The sequence below is a fragment of the Xanthomonas hortorum genome (assembly GCF_040279205.1).
Taxonomy (GTDB): domain Bacteria; phylum Pseudomonadota; class Gammaproteobacteria; order Xanthomonadales; family Xanthomonadaceae; genus Xanthomonas; species Xanthomonas hortorum_F.
This window is the reverse complement of the sequence record NZ_JBEOLS010000041.1, coordinates 1-23555: the sequence shown is the minus strand read 5'-3', so window position 1 is coordinate 23555 and position 23555 is coordinate 1. Positions and strand designations below refer to the sequence as shown.

Sequence of the window (23555 nt, the reverse complement as noted above, 5' to 3'; positions counted from 1 at the left end):
GATGCAGTCTTGGTGAGCCCAGCATAGCGAGTGCAACGCAGCGATGCGACGACGGTCCAGCGGCGATTTCCGCATGCGCCCGGCGATGACGTTGACGCGGCCGTTAGTCAACGTTTTGTTAAGCTCTCTGGCCTGCTCGCGAATCTTGTGTTCCCTGCATGCCTTTTTCGTTGGAAATCCTGCTCGCGCTGCCCTTCGTGATGGCGGCCGCCACCGCGCTGTTATGGCGCACCTCCCGTTCGATCACTGCGTGGTTGGCTGCGGCCGCGCCGTTGGGCGGGCTGCTGATCCTGGCGATGCTGACACCGGCGGTACTGCGCGGTGAAGTGATCCGCAGCGAACATGCGTGGTTGCCGCAAATCGGTTTGCTGTTCTCGCTGCGGCTCGATGGCCTGGCATGGATGTTCGCATTACTGGTGCTGGGCATCGGCGCGCTGGTGGTGATGTATGCGCATTACTACCTGAGCGCACGCGACAGCGCCTCGCGCTTTTTCGCCTATCTCATGCTGTTCATGGGCGCGATGCTCGGCATGGTGTTGTCGGGCAACCTGCTGTTGCTGATGGTGTTCTGGGAACTCACCAGCATCAGCTCGTTCCTGTTGATCGGCTTCTGGTCGCACCGCAAGGACGCGCGCGAGGGTGCGCGCATGGCCTTTGTATTGACCGCCGGTGGCGGCCTGGCGCTGCTGGGCGGCATCTTGATGATCGGCCGCATCGTCGGCAGTTTTCAGCTGGATGCGGTGTTGGCAGCCGGCGATCTCATTCGCGCCAGCCCGCTGTATCCGTATGCGTTGGGCCTGGTGCTGCTGGGCATTTTCACCAAGAGCGCGCAGTTTCCGTTCCACTTCTGGCTGCCACATGCGATGGCTGCGCCGACACCGGTCTCGGCGTATCTGCATTCGGCCACGATGGTGAAGGCCGGCGTGTTCCTGCTGGCGCGTCTGCACCCGGCACTGGCCGGCACCGATCTGTTTTTCTACACCGTCACCAGCATCGGCGCGATCACGCTGTTGCTCGGCGCGTGGCATGCGATCTTTCAGCACGATCTCAAAGGCGTGCTGGCGTATTCGACCATTTCGCATCTGGGCTTGATCACGATGCTGTTCGGCCTGTCGACACCGATGGCGGTGGTGGCCGGCGTGTTCCATATCCTCAACCATGCGGTGTTCAAGGCCTCATTGTTCATGGCCGCCGGCATCATCGACCACGAAACCGGCACGCGCGACATGCGCAAGCTGGGCAATCTGCGCCGCCTGATGCCATTCACCAGCGCGCTGGCGATCACCGCCTCGTTGGCGATGGCCGGCATTCCGCTGCTCAACGGATTCTTGTCGAAGGAAATGTTCTTCGCCGTCGCGCTGGAAACCGAAGCACCGCAGGCGATGCGTGTGTTGGCCAGCATCGCTGCGCTGCTGGCCGGTCTGCTTGGCGTGGCCTACAGCCTGCGCTTTGTGCACGACACTTTTTTCGGCGAAGGTCCGCGCGATCTGGACACCACCCCGCACGAGCCGCCGCGCTGGATGAAGATTCCGGTGGAGGTACTGGTGCTGATCTGCGTGGCAGTGGGCATCGTGCCGGCATGGACCATCGCGCCAGTGCTACGCGCCGGTGCAAGCGCGATCCTGGGCGACAGGTTGCCCGACTACAGCCTGGCCCTGTGGCATGGCTGGAACTGGCCATTGGCGATGAGCATCGCCGGCATGGTGGGTGGCACGCTGTTGTACATGGCGCTGCGCCGCACGCTGGACATGTACGCGATCCAGAACCGCTCGCCCGGCAAGGCGCTGTTCAACTGGAACCTGCGCGCGCTGTTCGCCGGTACCGTGCGCATGACCGATGCGGTCACCAACGGCAACCTGCAACGCATGCTGATGCTGCTGGTGCTGAGCGCTGTCGTGGTGGCGCTGGTGCCGTTCCTGCAGGGCGGCGCATTGCCGGCCTGGCCGGCGCCCACCCCGCTGCCGCTGCTGGGCTGGACGATCTGGCTGCTGATGATCGCCTGCGCCCTGGGCAGCCTGTTCCTGTACAAGCAGCGCCTGCTCGCAGTGCTGGTGCTGGGTGGCACCGGCCTGGCGGTCAGCCTGACCTTCGTGTTCCTGTCGGCACCGGATCTTGCGTTGACCCAGTTGCTGGTGGAGATGGTCACGCTGGTGCTGATGCTGCTGGCGATGAATTACCTGCCCGAGCGCTCGTTGCCCGAGCCTGCGCGCCTGCGCAAGCTCCGCGATGCCGGCATCGCCGTCGTCGGTGGTGCCGGGCTTGCCGCATTGGCCTATACCTTGCTGACCCAGCCCAGCCACACGGTCGCCGGCGAGCTGCTGCAGCGTGCGCTGCCGGAAGCCTACGGGCGCAACGTGGTCAACGTGATCCTGGTGGATTTCCGCGGCTTCGATACCTTCGGCGAGATCACCGTGTTCGCCATTGCCGGGCTGGTGGTGCACGCACTGCTGCGGCGCTCGCGCATGGCGCCGGAGCGCAGCATGCCGGGGCCGCCGATCAAGTTGCCGGTGCCGGCCGATCTGGCGCAGATCATGTTCCCGCTCACGCTGACGGTGTCGTTGTTTTTGTTCCTGCGCGGTCATAACGCGCCCGGTGGCGGCTTCATCGCCGGCCTGGTGCTGGCGGTGCCGCTGCTGATGCAGTACGTGATTCAGGGCACCGCCTCGGTGGAATCACGCTTCGGTTTCGATTACATCCGGCTGATCGGCATCGGGCTGTTGTTCGCGCTGGTCAGCGGTGCGGGTTCGCTGCTGTTCGGCATGCCGTTCCTGAGTAGCGGGCATGTGGAGATTCCGTTGCCGCTATTGGGTGAGCTGGAACTGGCCAGCGCGCTGGGCTTCGATATCGGCGTGTATCTGGTGGTGTTCGGCGCGGCGATGTTGATGCTGTCGATGATGGGCACGATCAAACCTTCGCGCACGCGCAGCTCGCAGCGCGGCGAGATCGACCCCACCCAACGTTCGACACGCACCGCGGAGCAGCATTGATGGAATTGGCACTGTCAAGCGCGATCGGCGTTCTCACTGCATTGGCGATCTACCTGTTGCTGCGCGCGCGCAGCTTCGATGTGATCCTGGGGATGACCTTCCTGTCGTATGCGACCAATCTGTTGATCTTCGCCGGTGGGCGCGTGCGTAGCGGCCAGGCGCCGGTGTTGCGCGACGACGTGCCTGCCGATCTGATGCACTACACCGATCCGTTGCCGCAGGCGCTGGTGTTGACTGCGATCGTGATTGCCTTCGCGATGACTGCGGTGAGCCTGGTGCTGGCGATCCGCAGCCGCAGCGACAACGGTAGCGATCATGTGGATGCGCACGAAGATGCCACCACCGGTGTGGACACGCGCGAGGCGCGGCGATGAATCATCTGCTGATCCTGCCGATCCTGATCCCGATGCTGGGTGCGTCTGCATCGCTGTTTGTCGAGCATCGTCGCTACGGGCCGCGCGTGCAGCGCACGGTGGCGTGGGTGAGCATGGCCTTGCTGGCTGCAGCAGTGATTGCGCTGTTCGCGCGCGCGGCCGAAGGCGAGGTGCTGGTGTATCTGCTGGGCGACTGGCCGGCACGCATCGGCATCGTGTTGATGGGCGATCGCTTGTCGGCGTGGATGCTGTTGACCACCTTGATGCTGGGCTCGGCCTGCCTGCTGCATGCGTGTGCCGGCTGGGACCGCCGCGCGCCGCATTTCCATGCCTTGTTCCAGTTCCAGTTGATGGGCTTGAACGGTGCGTTCCTGACCGGCGACATCTTCAATCTGTTCGTGTTCTTCGAAGTGATGCTGATCGCCTCCTACGGGTTGTTACTCAGCGGCGGGCGCGGCTTGCAGATGCGCGTGGGCCTGCATTACGTGGTGTTCAACGTGTGTGCGTCGACCTTGTTCCTGGTCGCGCTGGGTTTGTTGTTCGGTGTGTTCGGCACGCTCAACATGGCCGAGCTGTCGCAACGCATCGCCGAGCTGCCGGCGCAGGATGTGCCGCTGGCCAAAGCTGCATTGGGATTGTTGCTGCTGGTGTTCTGCAGCAAGGCCGCGTTGCTGCCGCTGTATCTATGGCTGCCGGAAACCTACTCGCGTGCGCCGGCCGCAGTGGCCGCGTTGTTCGCGATCATGACCAAGGTCGGGCTGTACGCGACATTGCGGGTGTCGTCGCTGTGGTTTGGCGCCAGTGCAGGCGCGCTGCAGGGCTTCGGCCGGCACGCGCTGCTGTGGCTGGGTATCGCCACGCTATTGATGGCCGCAATCGGGGTGATGGCGGCATCGCGGCTGCGGGTGATGGTGTCGTATCTGGTGGTGTTTTCGGCGGCGACCTTGTTCATCGCCTTCTCGCTGGACGATGCCGGCGCCTTGGGCGCGGGGCTGTATTACCTGCCGCATAGCAGTTTCGTGGCGGCTGCGTTGTTCATGGTGTCGGATCTGATCCGCCGGCGTCGCGGCAGTGCCAGCGACCGCAAGGAAGTAGTCGCGCCACTGCCGCGGCGCGGGATGCCCGGCACGATGTTCATGATCGCTGCGGTGGCGGTGGCCGGTCTGCCGCCGTTGTCCGGCTTCCTGGCCAAGGCGGCATTGCTGCAGCACGTGCCCGATGGGCTGGTCGCGCCGGTCTGGGCTGCGATCCTGGGCAGCAGCCTGTTGGTGGTGATCGGCCTGACGCGTGCCGGCGTGCGCCTGTTCTGGCGCGTCCCCGAAGCGGTGGAAGATGCGCCGGAGCTGCAACCGCAACGGCGTGGCCGCATGCGCCCGGTGGAAACCGCCGCCACCGTGTTGCTGCTCAGTGGCCTGGTGGCGATGACGGTGGGCGCCGGTCCGTTGATGCGGTACACCGATGCGGCCGGCGCGCAGCTGCGCGACCCCGGTGCGTATGTGGAGCAGGTGCGTGCCACCACCCCGCAACGGAGGCAGCCATGAACACGCGTGCGCCCGCGCGCAGCCGGCTGCTGCCCTCGCCGTCGCTAAGCGTGACGGTCTTCATTTTCTGGCTGTTGCTCAGCGACAGCTTCGGGCCGCAGCAATGGGTGCTCGGCTTGTTGCTGGGCTGGGTGGTGCCGATCTTCGCGGCACGACTGGACCGCGAGTTCGCACAGATCGGCTCGTTGCGTTCGGTGCCGCGCATGCTGCTGGTGGCCGCAGGCGACATCGTGCGCTCCAACATCAAGGTGGCCGGCCAGGTGCTTGGCCCCGAGTCGCGTATCCATCCCGGTTTCATCTGGGTGCCGCTGGATATCGCCAACATCCACGGCATCGCCGCGCTGACCAGCATGATCACGCTCACCCCCGGCACCGTGTCGGCGGCGCTCTCGGACGACCGCAAGTATCTGCTGGTGCACGTGCTGCACCTGGACGATCCGGACGCCTTGATCGCCGAGATCAAGACCCGCTACGAGAAGCCCCTGATGGAGATCTTTCCATGACCGGCCACATGTTCATCGAATCGACCATCGTCATCTGCATGCACGCGGTAGGCCTGGCCATGCTGATGGCTCTGTGGCGCCTGCTGCGCGGGCCGAGCGTGCCCGATCGCATTCTTGCGTTGGATACGCTGTCCATCACCGCCATCGCCGAACTGATGCTGCTGGGCATGTATCTGGATTCGCCGATCTACTTCGAGGCCGCGTTGGTGATCGCGATGCTGGGCTTCGGCAGCACGGTGGTGCTGAGTAAATACGTCTTGCGCCGGGACATCGTCGAATGATCGCCCTGACCGAATACCTGCTCAGCGCGTTGTTGCTGGTCGGCACGTTCTTCATCCTGATCGGCGCGTTCGGGTTGGTGAAGCTGTCGGACTTTTTCAAGCGCCTGCATGCGCCGACCAAGGCCAGCACCCTGGGGGTGGGTTGCGTGCTGCTGGCATCGGTGGGCTATCACCTGTTTTTAGGCGTGGACCCGCAACCGCGCGAGTTGCTGATCACCGTCTTCCTGTTCATCACCGCACCGATCAGCGCGCACATGATGGCCAAGGCGGCGCTGTCGCTGATGATGGAAAACCGCCCGGAAGTGCCGAACAAGGGCGAGATGCAGGAGGAAGGATTACCGCAGGTGCAGGGCGATGTCGGAGAGAACGAAGAAACCGAGAAACAGCATCTGGGGCCAGAGTCGGAGCAGCACTAGGCATTGAACTGAGGACGCGAAAGGCGGGTGATCGACTGAGTGGCACCAGGCGTTCGAACGCGATCCGGCAAGCGCTTCAGCCACAGCCTTCGACGTAATCCACCTGCGGTAGCTGCCCTACCCGCCAGTTGCTCACCCTGCCCTGGGCATCGGTTTCGAACACCAGCGCCGACTGCGCCGCCGCATCGGCAAAGCGCAAGCTGAGCGCGCCGGGGACGTATTTGTGCGGCTGCTCGGTCAGGCCATCGGGATACAGCGCGCGCAGCTGCGCCAGCGTCATGCCGACCTTGCCGCCACCGGGCGCCAGTTCCTTGGGCTCGCTGGTCTGATAGCGCACAAAGTGGTCGCCCTCGAACATGAAACCGAAACGGCGCGCATCGTCGGCCCATTGCGGCCGCAGCAGATAGCAACCTCCATCGGTTGCCGCTTCGCCGCGCAAGTCGCCGCCCCAGGCAGCACGCGCCTGCGCGGCGTCCATGCCCAGGCGCAGATCGCCGTAGCCATCCAGACGCGCGAGTGCGGCCGGGTCCTGACGCAGTTGCGGCGGAAACGTGCCGGCAGGTGCGGTGGCGGGTGGCACCTCGCCAGGCGGCTGGTCGTTGGGGGCTGCGGGGACAGGCACTTGCTCCGCGTTAGCTGCCTCAACCGTGATTCTGGAGTCGTCGGCGCGGTTGCAGCCGGCCAGTAACAGCAGTGCGCCCATCAAACCAAGCAGTCTGGATGTCATGCGTGCGTTCCTTATGGCTCCGCGACAGCCTACACAGCGCGCATCGCGGCCATGTGCAGAACGCTGTGGCCGTTGCCGGTGTGAGCATTGCGTCGTGCCAATGTCATCGGCGCTTCATTCGCAGCGGTCACCCTGACGGCTTCGCAGGATCGCCGCCATGACCCCACGCAAGACCGAGCTCGCCCTCACCGCGCTGCAATCGCACCGCAGCCCCCTCACGTTGCTGCAGCGGCGCACCCTGATCCTGGCCGATGGGCAGCGCGATCTGGCGACGCTGGCGCAGTTGCTGGGCGGCGATGCCGCCACGCTGGTGCAGACCTTGTGTGCGATGGGATATCTGCAGCTGGGTGAAGAGGATGCAGGTGCGGGTGGCGCGCCCGGCGCGCCCGGCACGTCCGCTGCGACAGAGCCGACGTCCGCTGCGCCGGCGCAACCGACGGATGCGCAGCAGATCGAAGAAGACTTGCAGCGTCAGCGGCGTCGCGCGGCCACCAATGCACGGCTGTATCTGCTCGACATCCTGCAACTGCAACGCAATCCCGCCGCTGCCGCGTTGCATCGTCAGCTGCAGGCCGCGCGCGCGGAAGACGCCATCGGTGCCGCCATTGCCGAGGCGCTACGCGAACTGCCGCAGATCACCTCGGCAACCTATGCCGAACGCGTGCGGGCACGCATCGGCGAGTTGCTGCCGGATACGTTGCAGGCGGCGTGATCCAGCAGCGTGATCCAGCAGCGATGCGTAGCGCGAGCGGCGCGCCCTGATATCACCCTGGGCTAGCTGTGGGTCTGAAGCGATCGACATCACCACTGCTGCTCACCGCCAAGCGGCACGGTCATTGCTCGGTTCGGCATCTTCCCTTCGTGCGCATCGTTTTGCCCAGCAAGACGAACGATGCCACGCAACTGCCAGTATCGAAACGCGGTCCAGCGCGTGCTGCAACGGCGCGGCCGGGACGGCGAGAATCGTGCGCGCTACCCGCACCCGCCTGCCGAGCGCTCGTGGCTTCTTATCAGCCGCTCTGACATCGCATCATTCCGAGGTCGGCACCTGAAACGCAGCACGCAATCCGGACCAACACTGCTGGTAGTCGCCCTGCCGATGCGTGGCCTGCAAGGCCTGCTGGGTGGGGCGCAACACCGCGCGCGTTTCGAACATGAAGGCCATGGTGTCGGTAATCACATCCGGACGCGCGAGATCTGCGTGCGAGGCTTTTTCGAAGGTTGCCGCATCCGGGCCGTGCCCGCTCATGCAGTTGTGCAGCGATGCACCGCCCGGCGCGAAGCCGTCGGCCTTGGCATCGTAGACGCCGTGCACCAGGCCCATGAACTCGCTGGCCACGTTGCGATGGAACCACGGTGGGCGAAAGGTGTGCTGCGCCACCAGCCAGCGCGGCGGGAAGATCGCAAAATCCATGTTCGCCGTGCCATGCGTGTCGCTGGGCGAGGTCAGCACGGTGAAGATGCTGGGGTCCGGATGATCGCAGCTGATCGAGCCGATGGCGTTGAAGCGGCGCAGATCGTAGCGGTACGGCGCGTAGTTGCCATGCCAGGCCACCACGTCCAGCGGCGAGTGACTGATGTCTGCGCGCCACAGATGGCCCTGGAATTTGGCCACCAGTTCGAACGCACCTTCGCGCTGCTCGTAGGCAGCATGTGGCGTTTCGAAATCACGCGCGTTGGCCAGCCCGTTCGAGCCGATCGGACCCAGGTCGGGTAGGCGCAGCAGGCCGCCGAAGTTTTCGCAGACATAGCCGCGTGCACTGCCATCGGGCAGCTCGACACGAAAGCGCACGCCGCGCGGTATCACCCCGATCTGCTGCGGCTCCAGCTCCAGCACGCCCAGCTCGGTGTGGATACGCAGGCGGCCGAGTTGCGGCACCAGCAGCAATTCGCCATCGGCATCGTAGAAAAAGCGATCGTGCATCGATGCATTGGCCGCATACAGATGCACGGCAACACCCGACATGGCCTCCGGCCCACCATTGCCGGCCATCGTGTACAGGCCATCAATGAAATCGGTCGGCGTGGACGGCAAGGGCAATGGGCTCCAACGCAGCTGGTCCGGTGGCACCGGGCCGCTGCCGAAGTCGTTGTGGAAGGCGGATTGCTCGATCAACGAGAACGCGCCATGCACCGCCGCCGGACGGATGCGATACAGCCAGCTGCGCCGGTTTTCGCCACGCGGCGCAGTAAACGCCGTGCCGGACAACTGTTCGGCGTACAACCCGTGCGCCACCCGCTGCGGCGAGTTCTGGCCCACGGGCAAGGTGTCGGCTACTGCCTCGCTGGCGAATTCATTGCCGAAGCCGGTCATGTAACGCTGGTCGTTGTGCATGGGTGCGTCCGGACTGTGCCCCCCACAGGGGCTGGAATTAAGCCCCTCTCCCCTCGGGAGAGGGGTTGGGGTGAGGGTACGGCGTAGCGACCATCTTGCAAATCATCTCAACCACCGCATCCAACGAAAACAACACATCGTTGTTCCAGAAGCGCAGCACTGTCCATCCCTTCGATTGAAGCCACCGCGTCCTTGCCTGATCGCTGGATGCTTGGTGCTGCGATCCATCCAGCTCAACAACCAACGCCGCATCGATACAACAAAAATCTGCGATGTACGGCGGAATCGGATGCTGACGTCTGAACTTGAAACCTTGTAGCTGGTTATCGCGTAAGCAACGCCAGAGTGCACGTTCGGCGTCTGTCATTTCGCTGCGTAATGCACGTGCGTGGGTGCGCGTAACAGTGGGTAATGGCGGTTTGATTTTCATCGCTCCACCGTACCCTCACCCCAACCCCTCTCCCGTGGGGAGAGGGGCTTAAGCAACGTGCGTTTTCATCACTCTGTGTTGTCAGACATGCGTTGCTTGGGATGCGCGATCGGCTGCTACATGCGACTTGTCTACGTAATTCGCCTGATCCATACCAAAGCTGCGCCTGACTTAACAAGCTGCGGCGTTCGGCATCACAACGAATGCCACTCAAACCCGCACCGACGCAGTTAATGGCACCAACCACAAATCCCGAATAGCGAATCATCAATCCCAGCCCTCAAAGCACCCCACGCTTCATCTGATCGCGCTCGATACTCTCGAACAATGCCTGGAAATTACCCTCGCCAAAGCCCTCATTGCCCTTGCGCTGGATGATCTCGAAGAAGATCGGGCCGATGCAGTTGGTGGTGAAGATCTGCAGCAACTTGCGCTGTTTGGTGTCCACATCCGCATCGATCAGGATCTTGTTGCGGCGCAGGCGCTCGACGTCCTCGCCGTGCTCGGGGATGCGCAAGTCCACCACGTCGAAATAGGTGTCCGGCGTGTCGAGAAAACTCACGCCCGCCTCGCGCATCTTTTCCACACTGGCATAGATGTCATCGGTGAAGCAGGCGATGTGCTGGATGCCTTCGCCCTGGTAGGCGTCCAGATACTCGTTGATCTGGCTCTTGGGGTCGGAGGATTCGTTGAGCGGAATGCGCACGATGCCGTCCGGGGCGGTCATCGCCTTGGACACCAGGCCGGTCTTGGCGCCCTTGATGTCGAAGTAGCGGATCTCGCGGAAGTTGAACAGGCGCTCGTAATAGTCCGACCAGCGCTGCATGTTGCCGAAGTACAGGTTGTGGGTCAGGTGGTCGATGAAGGTCAGCCCGAAGCCGGCCGGGTGCTGGTCGGCGCCTTCGATCGGCTCATAGTCGGCGTCGTAGATGCTGCCCGCATCGCCATAGCGGTCGACCAGATACAGCATGCAATCGCCGATGCCCTTGACCACCGGCGCCGGCACTGCGCGCGTTTCTGCCTTGTCCTGCACTGCTTCGCCGCCATTGCCGAGCACGGTCTGCAGCACGGTCTCGGCCGGGGTGCGGAAGCGGATCGCAAAGCCGCAGGCGCTCGGGCCGTGCGCGGCGGCGAAATCGGCGGCAAATGAATCGGGGTCTTCGTTGAGCAGGAAGTTGACCCCGCCCTGGCGATAGACGGTAATGGCGCGGCTGCGGTGACGCAGCACCGGGCTGAAGCCCATCTTGCGAAAGTAGTCGTGCAGCTGCGCCACCTGGCCGGCGGGTGCGGCAAATTCGACGAATTCGAACCCGTCGATCCCCATCGGATTGTCGAAGGTGGTGACCTGCATGCCAGGATCGGGGCGGCTGATGGGGGTGTTCGGTTGTGCATTCATCGTCGTTTCTCCACGCTGGGCCATCCGCAGGGCTATGCGGGGTGGCAGAAGACCCGCGAGAATGTGCAGGCCACCCACGGTTTGTAGTTGCAAATGAAACCAAAATCAAGACACAGTGCAACATGAGCGATCTCGACGCCCCCACTCCGCCGCAACATCCTGTGCTGCTCAACCTTGAGCAGTTCCTGCCGTATCGCCTCAGCGTGCTGTCCAACCGCATCAGCAGCAACATCGCCAAGGTCTACGGTGATCGTTACGGGATGGCCATTCCCGAGTGGCGGGTGATCACCATCCTGGCGCTGTATCCGGGTTCCTCGGCCAGTGAAGTCTCCGACCGCACGGCGATGGATAAAGTTGCAGTGAGCCGCGCCGTGGCGCGCCTGCTGGAGCGCGGCTTCATCCGCCGCGAAACCCATGGCGACGACCGCCGCCGCTCGATGCTGGCGCTGTCGCCGGCCGGGCGCCAGGTGTACGAGACCGTGGCCCCGCTGGTCAACGAGATGGAGCAGCGGCTGATGTCGGTGTTCAGCGCCGAGGAGCAGCAGATCCTGGAAAAGCTGATCGACCGGCTGGCCAAGGACGGGCTGCCGAAGATGGCCGGCAAGGAGTGAGGCCGTCGCACCGTTGAGAGGCGGTGCGGGTGATCGGCGTATCGGCGCAGACCACTCACAATCCATGCAGCGCGGCCGTGCGGTTCGGTCAACAAAAACGGCGCTTCCCTTTGCGGGGAAGTGCCGTCTTTTATTGCGCTTGGACAGTGCGCCGAGTCGCCAAGACTCGATCAGACGCCTGAGTGAACAGCGCTACCCGCAGCGCGGGGGTTTGCATGACGCTGCAGCGAGCATCACGCCTGCGGCGGCGCCCACTGCTTGAGGAAGTCGAACAGCTTCTTGCGATCGTACCCCTCGCCCTTGCGCAGCTCCGGGCCGGACTGCAGGGTCAGCGGCTTGCCGTCGTTATCCAGCACCAGCAGCGACGGGTAGTCGTTGAGTTGGGCGAACTGCGACAGAAAGGCCGCGTTCTCGTTGGCCGCATCGCGGTTGACCTTGACCACCACAAAGTGCGCATCGCGGAAGCTGCGTAGCTCGGCATCGCCGCCCATCAGCTCGTCCAGGGCCTTGCACGGCTCGCAGGCCGCATTGCCGACGTTGAGCACGATGCGCTTGCCACCGCGCTTGGCCTCGACCTTGGCGGTCTCCAGATCTGCGGCCGGATCGCGCGAGGGGTCGTATTGCGCGTTGAGCGCAGCGGCGGCGGCGATATCTGCAGCGGTGGGCGTATTGCCCGACGACACCGGCTGGCTGGGATCGGCGCTGGGCGGCTTCTGCATCGAGGTGTCCAGCGGCCGTGGCGCCTCCTGTTGCTCGCTGGGCTGCCCGCAGGCACTCAGCAAGCCTGTGAGCAACATGCCCGCCAGCAGCGGGCCACAGACAGTGGATTTCATCGGCATTGCGGTTCTCCTCACTTCACACCATGCATCAGTTTGTTGATCAACGGCGCGATCAGGAACAACACCGCGCCAGCGCCCAATAGCGCCCAAAATCCGAAGGTATACCCGCTCAGGGCCGAGGACACGCTCATCCCTTCGCTTCCGCTGACATGCCCGGCAAAAATGCCCGACAGGTTGTTGCCGATGCCGGTAGACAAAAACCAGCCACCCATGCCGAAACCGACCAGGCGCACCGGCGCCAGTTTGGTCACCATCGACAGGCCGATCGGCGACAGGCACAACTCGCCCACCGACTGGATCACATACACCATGAACAAGGTCCAGAACGGCACCTTGCCAGCATCGTTGACCAGGCTCGACAGCGCAAACATCAGCAGCAAGAACGCCAGGCCGTTGAACAACAGGCCCAGGCCGAACTTGCGCGGAATCGAGGGATTGAAGCGGCCGGACTTGACCCAGATCCAGGCAATGATCGGCGCCAGCGTGATGATGGCAATCGAGTTCACCGACTGGAACCAGGCGGTCGGGAAGGTCCAGTCACCAAAGCCGCGGTCGACGATGTTGTCGGCCAGGAAGGTGAACGAGCTACCGGCCTGTTCGAAGAACATCCAGAACAGCACATTGAAGGCGAAGATGATCAGCATCGCGATCACCTTGTCGCGCTGCACCTTGCCCTCGCGAATGCCTTCCACCAACAGCATCACCGACAGGCCGACGAACAACACGGTCAGCACGATCTGCAACACGTCCGCGCCGACCGCGAGCAGGAAGTACACCACCGGAACTGCAAGCACGCAGCCGACCAGCACCATCAACACGCGGCCGATGCCCTGCGCGTTCGGCGCCGGTGCGCCGATGCCCCTGAGCTGCGCGCGGCCGATCCAGAACCACACCAGGCTGATCAGCATGCCCACACCGGAGGCCATGAACACCATTTTGTAGGACGGCATGGCCTGGGTGCCGAACACCTTTTCGGCCAGCAACTGGGTGAGCACCGGCGAGATCATCGCGCCGAGGTTGATGCCCATATAGAAAATGGTGAAACCGCTGTCGCGGCGCGGGTCGGCCACCGAATACAGCTTGCCGACCATGGTGGAGATGTTCGGTTTGAACAACCCGTTGCCAACCACCACGGTGGCCAGGCCGATCTCGAACATGGTGTGGTCGGGAATGGCGATCAGGAACAGGCCGGTGGCCATCACCGCCGCACCGACCAGGATCGAGCGTTGGTAACCGAGCACGCGGTCGGCCACGTAGCCGCCGAAGATCGCCGCCGCGTATACCAGCGCGAGATAGGCCCCGTAGGTGCGTCCTGCCGGCGCCTGGCCGGTGGCATCGCCGTTGAAGAACTGCGCCACGATGTACAGCACCAGCGCCCAGCGAATGCCGTAGAACGCAAAGCGTTCCCAGAATTCGGTCATGAACAGCATCCACAGCGGCCGGGGGTGGCCGAGCAGTGTCGGGAACTCGGGAGGCGCAGGCGGCTGCGGCGGAGTGGTAGCGGAAGTCGGCGCAGTAGCGTCAACGCTCATGAGGTGTCCCTTGCGTATTCAGTGATGGCTGGGTGCACCAGGGCGAGCCCTGGGCGACGCGCGAGGATCACTTAGACGTCATGTTCACGTCAAATTCGCCGGACTCGGGAGCGCGATGCCAGCGGGTTGGATTGGGGGCTTGGTGGTGGAGATGGCACAGGATGACCCTCGTACCCTCACCCCAACCCCTCGCCTTGCGTGCAACCGGACTCTGCTCCAGCGGACCAACGTCCGCTCTGCCAGCTTCCGCTTGTTCTCCTCAACCCTTCGCAGCCTCACCACCACTCGACGCGCGGTTTTCCACCCCCACCGACGTACGCACGTCGAACAGCTCCGGGAAAAACGTCAGCGCCAACGCCTGCTGCAGAAAGCCCACACCGCTCGACCCACCGGTGCCGCGCTTGAAGCCGATCACCCGCATCACCGTGCGCATATGGCGGAAGCGCCAGAGCTGGAACTGGGTTTCCACATCCACCAGGTCCTCGCACAGCGAATACTCGCGCCAGTAGCGGTCGGTGTTTTCGTAGATGCGCTCGAACACTGGACGCAATGCATCGTCGGCCACATGCGCGGCGGTCCAGTCGCGCGCCTGGTACTGCTGCGGAATCGCATGCCCGAAACGCGCCAGATAGCGCAGGAATTCCTCGTAGAGGCTGGGCGCTTCCAGCACCTCGCGCAGCCGCGCCTGGCCCTGCGGGTCGTAAGCGAACACCTGCAGCATCTGCGGGTTCTTGTTGCCGAGCAGGAACTCGATGTAGCGGTACTGCAGCGACTGAAAGCCCGACGAGGGCCCCAGCACATCGCGGAATCCCATGTACTCGCTCGGGGTGAGCGTTTCCAGCACCGACCATTGCTCGGTGAGCTGGCGTAGCACCTGTTTGCTGCGCGCCAGCACCTTGCGGCACTGCCAGACCTGATCGTTTTGCAGATGCACCATCGCCGCGCGCAACTCGTGCGCCAGCAGCTTCAGCCACAGCTCGGAGGTCTGGTGCTGGATGATGAAGAGCATCTCGTCGTGATGCGCCGGCTCGGACAAGGGCTGCTGCGCGGAGAGCAACTGGTCCAGCCGCAGATAACCGCCATAGGTCAGCCGCCCCTCCAGATCGGTGTGGATGCCGGGTTCCAGGTCACGCAGGTTCTTGTCGACGGGCATGGCGTAGCGCTGACGATGGGGTCGGCCAGGGTAGCGCGCTGGCGACGGGTTGGCAGCCGCAGCGGGAATCGGGATTGGGGAATCGAGAGTCGGGATTGGATGGGGCCGCCGGCCGCGCAGTCGCAGCCACTGCGCCGGTGTAACCATATGGTCAACCTAAGCCTGCAAATTCATGCAGAATCAAACGGCGCTGCCGGCCAGGGACGTGGCCGGACCAGGGGAGCGTTTCACGTCTCAAGGACCAGGGGACTCTCATCTCATGCATGTGTTGCAGCGTCGTGCAGCCTTACTTTTCTGTGCGCTGGCGGTTGCCGGCCACGCCAATGCCCAGGTCGTCATCAGCCAGGTCTACGGCGGTGGCGGCAACAGCGGTGCCACCTTCCGCAGCGATTTCGTCGAGCTGCACAACATCGGCAGCACCACGGTCAGCCTGGACGGCTGGTCGGTGCAATACGCCTCGGCCGCCGGCAGCAGCTGGCAGGTCACGCCATTGGCGGGCAACGTGCCGGCCGGCGGCTATTACCTGGTCAAGCAGGCCGATGGCAGCGGCGGCAGCGTTGCGCTGCCCACGCCCGATGCCACCGGCACCACCGCCATGAGCGGAACCGCCGGCAAGGTGGCACTGAGCAGCACGGCTGCCGCGTTGAGCGGCGCCTGCCCCACCGGCAATGCCGACCTGGTCGGCTACGGCAGCAATGCCAGCTGCGCCGAAGGCAATGCACCCACGCCGGCCCCCAGCAATACGCTGGCGGTGCTGCGCGCAGGCGAAGGCTGCACCGATACCGACAACAACGCGGCCGATTTCGCCACCGGCGCGCCGGCCCCGCGCAATAGCGCCAGCGGCGCACGTCTGTGCAGCGGCGGCGGCCAGCCGATCGCCACGCTGGCCGATGTCAGCCAGGCCGAGGGCAATAGCGGCAGCCGCAGCGTCGTGTTCACGCTGAGCCTGAGCCAGCCGGCCGGTGCGGGCGGTGTGCGCTTCACCGCCGCCACTGCCAATGGCACCGCTGTGGCTGGTAGCGACTACCTGGCCTTGCCTGCAACCAGCGTGCAGATTGCCGCCGGCGAACGCAGCGCCACCATCGCGGTGGACGTGCTGGGCGACACAACGCCCGAGCCCGATGAGACCTTTGCGCTGCAGATCAGCGGCCTCACCGGCGCGCTGCCGGCCACGCTGAGCGCCACCGGCACCATCCTCAACGACGACTTCAGCCTGCTGCCGATCCACGCCATCCAGGGCAAGGGTGCGCGTTCGCCGCTGGAAGGCCAGGTGGTCGCCACCTCGGGCATCGTGACTGCTCGCCGCAGCGCCGGCTTCTTCCTGCAGGCTGCGGATGCCGAAACCGATGGCGACCCGACCACGTCCGAAGGCGTCTACGTCTACACCGGCAGCGCCCCGCCGGACACCGCTGCCATCGGCAACCGCGTGCGCGTGCAAGGCACGGTGATCGAATACGTGCCCACTGCCGACCCGACCCAGCCGCCATTGACCGAGATCGGTGGCAGCTTGACCGTGTTGCTGGATTCCACCGGCAACCCGTTGCCGATGCCGGTGGCGTTGAGCGCGAACTTCCCCAACCCGAACGGCGCCTACGACCAGCTCGAAGCGCTCGAGGGCATGCGCGTCACCGCCGCCAGCCTCACCGTCAATGCGCCCACCGGCGGCAGCGTCAACGAGACCAACGCCACGGCCACCAGCAATGGCGTGTTCCATGCGGTGGTCACCGGAGTGCCGCGCGCCTTTCGCGAGCCCGGCGTGCAGTTGCCGGACCCGCTGCCGGCCGGCTCGCCTGCCGGCGTGCCGCGCTGGAACACCAACCCGGAAGTGATCGCGGTCGGCAGTGCCGGCGTGGGCGCCGAGCGGCTGGATCTGGCGTCCGGTTGCGTCGTGCTGGATGTCACCGGCCCGCTGGATTACAGCTTCCGTCGCTACACGCTGTACCCGGAACGCACCCCGCAGGTGAGCTGCAACGGTGCCGACCAACCGCGCCCGGCACCGATGCCGCAGGCCGACGACGTGGCCGTGGCCACCTACAACATGGAGCGCTTCTTCGACGACCAGAACGACCCGGCGATCGGCGAACCGGTGCTTACCCCGGCCGCGTTCCAGGCCCGCCTCAACAAGGCCTCGCTGGCGATCCGCAACTACCTGCACACGCCCGACATCCTGGGCACGGTGGAAGTGGAAAACATCAGCGTGCTGCAGACGCTGGCTGCACGCATCAACACCGATGCGGTGGCAGCCGGCCAGCCGGATCCGCACTACGTGGCCTATCTGCAGGAAGGCAATGACGTCGGCGGTATCGATGTCGGCTTCCTGGTCAAGACCGGCGCGGTGTCGGCCGGCGTGCCGCGCGTGGAAGTGGTGTCCATCGCCCAGGAAGGCAAGACCACCACCTGGACCGAGCCGAGTGGCGGCGTGAGCCTGCTCAACGATCGCCCGCCGCTGGTGCTCACCGCCAAGGTGCACCAGGCCGATGGCCGCGTGCTGCCGCTGACCGCCATCGTGGTGCATCAACGCTCGCTCAACGGCGCAGAGACCGACGACGCGGCCGGCACCCGCATCCGCGCCAAGCGCCAGGCCCAGGCCGAGGATCTGGCGCGTCTGCTGCAGACGCGTCAGCAGCTGGACCCGGCCGAACAGGTGCTGGTGATGGGCGACTTCAACGCCTTCGAGTTCAACGATGGCTATGTGGATGCGATGGGCACCGTCACCGGCCGGCCGGCGCCGGATGCGCAGACAGTGGTGAGCGGCGATGGCGTGGATCTGGTCAATCCGGATTACACCGATCTGACCTGGTTCAACACGCCCGATCAGAGCTACTCGTACGCGTTCGACGGCAACGTGCAATCGCTGGATCACATCATCGCCAACGAGGCGCTGATGCGTGCACCCAACATCGCCTCGCTGTCGGTGGGCCACGCGCGCATCAATGCGGACTTCCCCGGCACCGCGCGCAACGATGCCAACACGCCGACGCGGTTGTCCGATCACGATCCAACCGTGGTGCTGTTGCGGATGACCAAGCAGGTCAACGCGGACCTGGGTGTGGCGGTCACTGCCGCACGCGACCAGGTCATGGAAGGCGAGCGCATCGACTACACCGTGGATGTGGAAAACCGTGGGCCGGATCGGGCGCCGTTCACAGCGCTTGCGCTGGTGTTCGACCTGCCGGTGCGGGCGCGTATCACAGCTCCGACGGGTTGGATCTGCCAGAACCTGACCAATGCCACGCAGACCACGTTTACCTGCAATCTGCCCGCGATGAACCCCGGCGCCATGCAGAGCTTTGCGGTGCAACTCGATGCTGGCTCTGAACTGGCTGGACGCACCTTGATGCTGGCCGGGTCGGTCGCCTCACAATCGCCCGATCCGCAACCGGGCAACAACACCGACACCGCAACGGTCACGGTGCAGGCACGGCCGCAACCCCGCAGCGACCTAGCCGTGCGTTTCGACGGCCCGACCAGCCTGCCAACCACCGCCTTCAACGCCACCTATCGCGTGCTGTTGAGCAATGTCGGTGCCGCACCGGCGCAACGCCCAAGCCTGGTGATCGAAGGCAACACGGTGTCTGCGTTGTCGCTGCTGGTGCCGCCGCAGGGGTGGCGCTGCGACAAGCAGGTGCAGTCGCTGCGTAACGCCCGCTTCGTCTGCAGCAGTGCGGCGGTGGTACTGCCAGGCGCACAGGTCGCGTTCCAGCTGACCGTGGCGGCCAAGCCGATCCCGGTTGAAGGCGCGGTACGGGTGCAGGCAAGTGCCAGTTCGATCTCGCCCGATGCCAACCCGGCCGACAATGCTGCGCTGATCGTCACTCCGATCGGTGGAGGCGCTGGCCGCCGCTGATCGCAGTGCAACACGTCGCAGTTTGAACTGCGACAAAGGGCGCGGCCTGGTCCGCGCCCTTTTTTTTGTGCAACCCAGCATCATTGTGTGCTGCGGTGCAGGACAGCCTTTTGCTGCGTGGTCCTTAACATCGCAACTCATATCATTTGAAACTTCTTGGTGAAGGTGTCGCCGCAATGAGCGTAGCCGCGCAGTTCGAGATCGAATATCTGCAATACATGGACGCGGACGGCCAATGGGTCCGCTACGACCTGCCGGCCGATGCCGCCAACCCGCAACAGTTGCTCGCCCTGTTCAAGCGCATGCTGTTCGTGCGCACCTTCGACAGCAAATCGGTCGCCTTGCAGCGCACCGGCAAGCTGGGCACCTACGCCGCCTCGCTGGGGCACGAAGCCACGCATGTGGGCATCGGTGCGTCGATGCGCCGCGGCGATGTGTTCGCGCCCAGCTACCGCGAGTACGGCACCATGTTCGAACGCGGCGTTCGCCCGCGCGATGTATTGCTGTACTGGGGCGGCGACGAGCGCGGCAGCGATTACCCGCGCGATGCCGATGCGGCAATCGACTTCCCGATCTGCGTGCCGATTTCCACCCAGTGCCTGCATGCGGCCGGCTCCGCGTTGTCGTTCAAGCTGCAGGGCAAGCCGCAGGTCGCCGTGGCCTGCTGCGGCGATGGCGGCAGTTCCAAAACCGACTTCTACGCCGCGCTCAATTCGGCCGGCGCCTACAAGCTGCCGCTGATCCTGTGCGTGATCAACAACGGCTGGGCAATCTCGGTACCGCGCTCGGCGCAGACCGGTGCGCAGACGCTGGCGCAGAAAGGCCTGGCCGGCGGCCTGCATTGCCTGCAGGTGGATGGCAACGATCTGGTTGCCGTGCTCGAAGCGATGCGCCAGGCACGCGTGCGTGCACTGGCCGGCGACGGCGGCACGGTGATCGAATTCCTGACCTATCGCCTGTCCGATCACACCACCGCCGACGATGCGCGACGCTACCGCGGCGAAGAAGAGGTCAAGCAGGGCTGGGCACGCGAACCGCTGCTGCGCCTGCGCCGCTATCTCACCGCGCAAGGCCTGTGGGACGACGCACAGGAAGCCGCCTGGAAAACCGAGTGCGGCGCGCGTGTGGACGAAGAGGTCAACGCCTATCTCAATACGCCAGTGCAGCCGGTCGAAGCGATGTTCGATTATCTCTACGGCGATCCGCCGGCCGAGTTGCTGGCCCAGCGCGCCGAGGTGATGGCGCTGGAGGCCCGTCATGGATGAGCACACCCATTCGCACATCGCCGCCACCCAGCAGGCCAGTGCGCCTTACAACGCCGCAGCCACGCGCGGAGAGACTGCCATGAGTTCGCCCATCACCCTGATCGAAGCCATCACCCAGGCGCTGGCCTGGGAGCTGGAGCACGACCCTGCGGTGCTGGTGCTGGGCGAGGATGTGGGCGTCAACGGTGGCGTATTCCGCGCCACCGCCGGCCTGCAGCAGCGCTTCGGCAGCGCGCGCGTGCTGGACACGCCATTGGACGAAACCACCATCGCCGGGCTGAGCGTTGGCCTAGCCGCGCAAGGCATGAAGCCGGTGGCCGAAGCGCAGTTCGACGGCTTCGTGTATCCCATGGTCGATCACCTGATCTGCCACGCCGCACGCCTGCGCAACCGCACCCGCGGGCGCCTGCATTGCCCGATGGTGTTGCGCGTGCCGTGGGGCGGCGGCATCCGCGCGCCGGAACACCACAGCGAAGCCAACGAAGCCATCTTCACCAACGTGCCCGGTTTGCGCGTGGTGTTGCCGTCCTCGCCGCAGCGCGCCTATGGCCTGTTGCTGGCTGCGATCCGCGACCCGGATCCGGTGATCTACATGGAGCCCAAGCGCATCTATCGCCAGTACAAGGAAGTGGTTGCCAACGATGGCGAGGCGCTACCGCTGGACGTGTGCTTCGTGCTGCGCGACGGTACCGACGTCACCCTGGTCACCTGGGGCGCGCAGGTAAAAGAAGCGCTGGAAGCGGCCGACAAACTCGCCGGCGAAGGCATCAGTGCCGAAGTGATCGACGTCGCCACGTTGCGCCCGCTGGACTTCGACACCATCGCCGAATCGGTCGCGAAAACCGGCCGCTGCGTGATCGTGCAAGAGGCACCGCGCACTGCCGGCTTCGGTGCGGAGATCGCTGCGCAGCTGGCGGAAAAGTCCATGTACGACCTGCTCGCACCGGTCGAACGCGTTACCGGTTATGACACGCATATCCCGCTGTTCCGGCTGGAAATGAAGTACCTGCCGAGCGTGGAGCGCATCGTCACCGCCGCCCGTCGCGCGGTGGCCGCCGGCTGACATGCGCGCCCGCCTGCTCTGCGACCACCACGCCAGAGTCGCCAACCCGATTCGCTTCCACGCCGGCCAGCAAGTGGCGATCGGCGTACGCGATGAAGAATGGCCGGCCTTTGCCTGGGTCAACACCGGGCAAGGTCATGCCGGCTGGGCACCGGTGGCGTGGTTGCGCCCCTTGGGCGACGGCCTGGCCGAAGCCCTGCGCGATTACGACGCACGCGAACTCGTTGCCATGCAGGGCGAGGACGTGTTGCTGCATCACGAACATGGCGGTTGGTGGTGGTCCGAGCGTGCCGATGGCACGCAGGGCTGGCTGCCGGCCGCCGACCTCGAACTCCTCGACGACACCACGCCGCCGCTGCCTGCGGCGCAAGAGAATCTGCCATGAGCCAAGCCAAGAATTTCCACCTGCCCGATCTGGGCGAAGGCCTGCCCGACGCCACCATCGTGGAATGGTTCGTCAAGGAAGGCGACAGCGTGCGCCTGGACGACCCGCTGGTGTCGATGGAGACCGCCAAGGCGGTGGTCGAGGTGCCCTCGCCGTTCTCCGGCACCGTGACCAAACTCGCCGGTGCCGCCGGCGACATCATCGTCACTGGCGCGGTGCTGGCGCAGTTTGCGCTGGATGCCTCGCAGCCGCAGCGCGCCGATGGTCAGGACACCGGTCACTCACACGGCCCTGCACCAACGCACACGCCCAGCACCGGCGACAACGCCGCCGGCAACACGGCGCGCGTGGTCGCTTCCGATAACGGCGGCGAGATCGCCGATGCCGACTCCACTAGCAACGGCGAGAGCGACCGCGATGACGCCGGCACCGTGGTCGGCGCGATGCAAAGTTCCAACGCCGTGCAGAGCGAGCAGGCCATTGCAGTCGGCGGCGTGCGTGCCATGCCGGCGGTGCGTGCACTCGCCCGCAAGCTGCGCGTGGACCTGGCGCAGGTACGCGCCACCGGCCCGGATGGCACCGTGACCATGGCCGATGTGAAGCAGGCCGCCGCTGCCGGCAGTGCGCCGGTGTCTGCGACGCGTGCGACTGCGTCGGTCACGCCGATCAATGGCAATAACGCGAATGCAGGCGCGCAACACGCCGCTGCAAACACGCAGGCAGCAAACGCCTCAGCCAGCGACTCGCAACAACGTTCAGCGCTGTCTGCCAGCGGCAAACCCATGCGCACGCAATCACCCAGCGTGGTCGCCAAAGGCCAGCCGGAGCAGCTCAAAGGCGTGCGCCGCAACATGGCGCGCGTGATGGCCGATGCGCACAGCAAGGTGGTGCCCACCACGCTCAACGACGATGCCGACATCCACGCCTGGCAACCCGGCAACGACGTCACCGTGCGGCTGGTGCGCGGCATCGTGCGCGCCTGCCAGGCGGTGCCAGCGCTCAACGCCTGGTTCGACGGCGAGGCACTCAGCCGCACCCTGCACACGCAGGTCGATATCGGCATTGCTGTGGACACCGAAGAAGGCCTGTTCGTGCCCGCGCTGCGCAATGCCGACATGCTGGATGCGCACGGCATCCGCGAGAGCGTCAACCGGCTGCGCCAGCAGGTGGAAAATCGCAGCATTGCCGCCTCCGAGCTCAGTGGCTACACCATCTCGCTATCCAACTTCGGCATGTTCGCCGGCCGCTACGCGACCCCGGTGGTGGTGCCGCCGTGCGTGGCCATCGTCGCCGCCGGCCGCGCGCGCTACCAGCTCACCCCGGTCATGGGCGGTGTGGAAACCCACAAGGTGATGCCGCTGTCGCTGACCTTCGACCACCGCGCCGCCACCGGTGGCGAAGCTGCACGTTTCCTGCGTGCACTGCTGGACGATCTGGCGTTGGCCAACTGAGCGCGGCTCACAAAATCACTTGCTCATCGCCAGGTGGGCGCAGCCGGCTTTGTGATTCCCATCAGCACACGGCCACGTTGGCTGGTGCGATGTCCTCACCGATCGTGGGACCGTGTGGAGGCGTGAATGCAGCCACCGAGCCTCAAGGGACGGATTCACGGCGTGTCCTCAAGCGATGAGGGCACCGCGCGCTCGACTATCCAAGCTTTTTGACGACATCTAAATGGCGCTACGACTCGACATTTCGATTGTCTTCTCTTGTCTTGGAGTGGTTGGACAGTGCGGATAGATCACTTGCAGAGCGGCTGATCTGCGGCTTGGCTGCAGGGTCCTTGCCCGCCCACCATCGCGGGACACGCCGCAAGTACGTCCATGTAGGCTCTTACGCGGCATCCATGCCGCGTAAGGTCCCGCGATGG

20 protein-coding genes are annotated in these 23555 nt (G+C 64.9%); 13 read left to right on the top strand and 7 right to left on the bottom strand.

What is annotated here, in order from left to right; genetic code table 11:
* Positions 1-158: 158 nt before the first annotated feature.
* From ABS769_RS15360 to ABS769_RS15335, 6 genes are read left to right on the top strand one after another with little or no spacing between them, the layout of a single operon-like run.
* Positions 159-2987 (top strand): monovalent cation/H+ antiporter subunit A, encoded by a 2829-nt coding sequence (locus ABS769_RS15360; protein WP_317061956.1) that lies wholly within the window; start codon positions 159-161, stop codon positions 2985-2987.
* Positions 2987-3361 (top strand): Na+/H+ antiporter subunit C, encoded by a 375-nt coding sequence (locus ABS769_RS15355; RefSeq protein ID WP_317061957.1) that lies wholly within the window; start codon positions 2987-2989, stop codon positions 3359-3361. Before ABS769_RS15360 ends, ABS769_RS15355 begins: the two co-directional genes overlap by 1 nt.
* Positions 3358-4902 (top strand): monovalent cation/H+ antiporter subunit D, encoded by a 1545-nt coding sequence (locus ABS769_RS15350; RefSeq protein WP_317061958.1) that lies wholly within the window; start codon positions 3358-3360, stop codon positions 4900-4902. The genes ABS769_RS15355 and ABS769_RS15350 overlap by 4 nt, the downstream gene beginning before the upstream one ends.
* A complete protein-coding gene (locus ABS769_RS15345; protein ID WP_317061959.1) occupies positions 4899-5405 on the top strand; it encodes a Na+/H+ antiporter subunit E in 507 nt (168 codons plus the stop codon). The genes ABS769_RS15350 and ABS769_RS15345 overlap by 4 nt, the downstream gene beginning before the upstream one ends.
* Positions 5402-5686: a K+/H+ antiporter subunit F gene (locus ABS769_RS15340; RefSeq protein WP_023902357.1), complete on the top strand. Its 285-nt coding sequence runs from the start codon at positions 5402-5404 to the stop codon at positions 5684-5686. Before ABS769_RS15345 ends, ABS769_RS15340 begins: the two co-directional genes overlap by 4 nt.
* A complete protein-coding gene (locus ABS769_RS15335) occupies positions 5683-6102 on the top strand; it encodes a Na+/H+ antiporter subunit G (RefSeq protein ID WP_168959931.1) in 420 nt (139 codons plus the stop codon). The genes ABS769_RS15340 and ABS769_RS15335 overlap by 4 nt, the downstream gene beginning before the upstream one ends.
* A gap of 76 nt (positions 6103-6178) precedes the next feature.
* Here ABS769_RS15335 and ABS769_RS15330 read toward each other — a convergent pair whose 3' ends face one another.
* Positions 6179-6805, bottom strand: a complete 627-nt coding sequence (locus ABS769_RS15330) for a lectin (RefSeq protein ID WP_317061981.1) — start codon at positions 6803-6805, stop codon at positions 6179-6181.
* Between the two features lie 181 nt (positions 6806-6986).
* On the opposite strand from ABS769_RS15330, the gene ABS769_RS15325 reads away from it, so the two are divergent.
* The gene (locus ABS769_RS15325) at positions 6987-7541 is read left to right on the top strand and encodes a hypothetical protein (protein WP_317061960.1); all 555 of its coding nucleotides are present in this window, start codon (positions 6987-6989) and stop codon (positions 7539-7541) included.
* Between the two features lie 318 nt (positions 7542-7859).
* Here ABS769_RS15325 and hmgA read toward each other — a convergent pair whose 3' ends face one another.
* The 3 genes from hmgA to hppD form a co-directional block, all read right to left on the bottom strand.
* Complete coding sequence (gene hmgA / locus ABS769_RS15320; protein WP_317061961.1) at positions 7860-9164, bottom strand: homogentisate 1,2-dioxygenase; 1305 nt, start codon at positions 9162-9164, stop codon at positions 7860-7862.
* 37 nt (positions 9165-9201) lie between these two features.
* A complete protein-coding gene (locus ABS769_RS15315; RefSeq protein ID WP_317061962.1) occupies positions 9202-9594 on the bottom strand; it encodes an endonuclease domain-containing protein in 393 nt (130 codons plus the stop codon).
* A gap of 280 nt (positions 9595-9874) precedes the next feature.
* Positions 9875-10990 carry a 4-hydroxyphenylpyruvate dioxygenase gene (gene hppD / locus ABS769_RS15310; RefSeq protein WP_317061963.1) on the bottom strand — a complete coding sequence of 372 codons (1116 nt, stop codon included), beginning with the start codon at positions 10988-10990 and terminating at the stop codon, positions 9875-9877.
* A gap of 122 nt (positions 10991-11112) precedes the next feature.
* Here hppD and ABS769_RS15305 point away from each other — a divergent pair, with 122 nt between their 5' ends.
* Positions 11113-11601, top strand: a complete 489-nt coding sequence (locus tag ABS769_RS15305; protein WP_104551381.1) for a MarR family winged helix-turn-helix transcriptional regulator — start codon at positions 11113-11115, stop codon at positions 11599-11601.
* 233 nt (positions 11602-11834) lie between these two features.
* On the opposite strand, the gene ABS769_RS15300 is transcribed toward ABS769_RS15305, so the two are convergent.
* The 3 genes from ABS769_RS15300 to ABS769_RS15290 form a co-directional block, all read right to left on the bottom strand.
* Positions 11835-12440, bottom strand: a complete 606-nt coding sequence (locus ABS769_RS15300) for a thioredoxin family protein (RefSeq protein ID WP_317061964.1) — start codon at positions 12438-12440, stop codon at positions 11835-11837.
* 11 nt (positions 12441-12451) lie between these two features.
* On the bottom strand, positions 12452-13972 hold the full coding sequence (locus tag ABS769_RS15295; protein WP_317061965.1) for a peptide MFS transporter: 1521 nt from the start codon (positions 13970-13972) through the stop codon (positions 12452-12454).
* Between the two features lie 259 nt (positions 13973-14231).
* Positions 14232-15125 (bottom strand): tryptophan 2,3-dioxygenase, encoded by an 894-nt coding sequence (locus tag ABS769_RS15290; RefSeq protein ID WP_317061966.1) that lies wholly within the window; start codon positions 15123-15125, stop codon positions 14232-14234.
* Positions 15126-15384: 259 nt separating this feature from the next.
* On the opposite strand from ABS769_RS15290, the gene ABS769_RS15285 reads away from it, so the two are divergent.
* The 5 genes from ABS769_RS15285 (at position 15385) to ABS769_RS15265 (ending at position 23136) form a co-directional block, all read left to right on the top strand.
* Positions 15385-18972 (top strand): lamin tail domain-containing protein, encoded by a 3588-nt coding sequence (locus tag ABS769_RS15285; protein ID WP_317061967.1) that lies wholly within the window; start codon positions 15385-15387, stop codon positions 18970-18972.
* A gap of 176 nt (positions 18973-19148) precedes the next feature.
* On the top strand, positions 19149-20237 hold the full coding sequence (gene pdhA / locus ABS769_RS15280) for a pyruvate dehydrogenase (acetyl-transferring) E1 component subunit alpha (RefSeq protein ID WP_317061968.1): 1089 nt from the start codon (positions 19149-19151) through the stop codon (positions 20235-20237).
* A complete protein-coding gene (locus ABS769_RS15275; RefSeq protein ID WP_055828255.1) occupies positions 20230-21300 on the top strand; it encodes an alpha-ketoacid dehydrogenase subunit beta in 1071 nt (356 codons plus the stop codon). The genes pdhA and ABS769_RS15275 overlap by 8 nt, the downstream gene beginning before the upstream one ends.
* 1 nt (position 21301) lies before the next feature.
* Positions 21302-21685 carry an SH3 domain-containing protein gene (locus tag ABS769_RS15270; protein ID WP_006448748.1) on the top strand — a complete coding sequence of 128 codons (384 nt, stop codon included), beginning with the start codon at positions 21302-21304 and terminating at the stop codon, positions 21683-21685.
* Complete coding sequence (locus ABS769_RS15265) at positions 21682-23136, top strand: dihydrolipoamide acetyltransferase family protein (protein WP_350498198.1); 1455 nt, start codon at positions 21682-21684, stop codon at positions 23134-23136. The genes ABS769_RS15270 and ABS769_RS15265 overlap by 4 nt, the downstream gene beginning before the upstream one ends.
* Positions 23137-23555 lie beyond the last annotated feature (419 nt).

Bases quoted from the DNA above. Each gene is read 5' to 3' on its own strand.
- ABS769_RS15360 (WP_317061956.1), top strand. From the start codon at position 159: ATGCCTTTTTCGTTGGAAATCCTGCTCGCGCTGCCCTTCGTGATGGCG.
- ABS769_RS15355 (WP_317061957.1), top strand. From the start codon at position 2,987: ATGGAATTGGCACTGTCAAGCGCGATCGGCGTTCTCACTGCATTGGCG.
- ABS769_RS15350 (WP_317061958.1), top strand. From the start codon at position 3,358: ATGAATCATCTGCTGATCCTGCCGATCCTGATCCCGATGCTGGGTGCG.
- ABS769_RS15345 (WP_317061959.1), top strand. From the start codon at position 4,899: ATGAACACGCGTGCGCCCGCGCGCAGCCGGCTGCTGCCCTCGCCGTCG.
- ABS769_RS15340 (WP_023902357.1), top strand. From the start codon at position 5,402: ATGACCGGCCACATGTTCATCGAATCGACCATCGTCATCTGCATGCAC.
- ABS769_RS15335 (WP_168959931.1), top strand. From the start codon at position 5,683: ATGATCGCCCTGACCGAATACCTGCTCAGCGCGTTGTTGCTGGTCGGC.
- ABS769_RS15330 (WP_317061981.1), bottom strand. From the start codon at position 6,805: ATGGGCGCACTGCTGTTACTGGCCGGCTGCAACCGCGCCGACGACTCC.
- ABS769_RS15325 (WP_317061960.1), top strand. From the start codon at position 6,987: ATGACCCCACGCAAGACCGAGCTCGCCCTCACCGCGCTGCAATCGCAC.
- hmgA (WP_317061961.1), bottom strand. From the start codon at position 9,164: ATGCACAACGACCAGCGTTACATGACCGGCTTCGGCAATGAATTCGCC.
- ABS769_RS15315 (WP_317061962.1), bottom strand. From the start codon at position 9,594: ATGAAAATCAAACCGCCATTACCCACTGTTACGCGCACCCACGCACGT.
- hppD (WP_317061963.1), bottom strand. From the start codon at position 10,990: ATGAATGCACAACCGAACACCCCCATCAGCCGCCCCGATCCTGGCATG.
- ABS769_RS15305 (WP_104551381.1), top strand. From the start codon at position 11,113: ATGAGCGATCTCGACGCCCCCACTCCGCCGCAACATCCTGTGCTGCTC.
- ABS769_RS15300 (WP_317061964.1), bottom strand. From the start codon at position 12,440: ATGCCGATGAAATCCACTGTCTGTGGCCCGCTGCTGGCGGGCATGTTG.
- ABS769_RS15295 (WP_317061965.1), bottom strand. From the start codon at position 13,972: ATGAGCGTTGACGCTACTGCGCCGACTTCCGCTACCACTCCGCCGCAG.
- ABS769_RS15290 (WP_317061966.1), bottom strand. From the start codon at position 15,125: ATGCCCGTCGACAAGAACCTGCGTGACCTGGAACCCGGCATCCACACC.
- ABS769_RS15285 (WP_317061967.1), top strand. From the start codon at position 15,385: ATGCATGTGTTGCAGCGTCGTGCAGCCTTACTTTTCTGTGCGCTGGCG.
- pdhA (WP_317061968.1), top strand. From the start codon at position 19,149: ATGAGCGTAGCCGCGCAGTTCGAGATCGAATATCTGCAATACATGGAC.
- ABS769_RS15275 (WP_055828255.1), top strand. From the start codon at position 20,230: ATGGATGAGCACACCCATTCGCACATCGCCGCCACCCAGCAGGCCAGT.
- ABS769_RS15270 (WP_006448748.1), top strand. From the start codon at position 21,302: ATGCGCGCCCGCCTGCTCTGCGACCACCACGCCAGAGTCGCCAACCCG.
- ABS769_RS15265 (WP_350498198.1), top strand. From the start codon at position 21,682: ATGAGCCAAGCCAAGAATTTCCACCTGCCCGATCTGGGCGAAGGCCTG.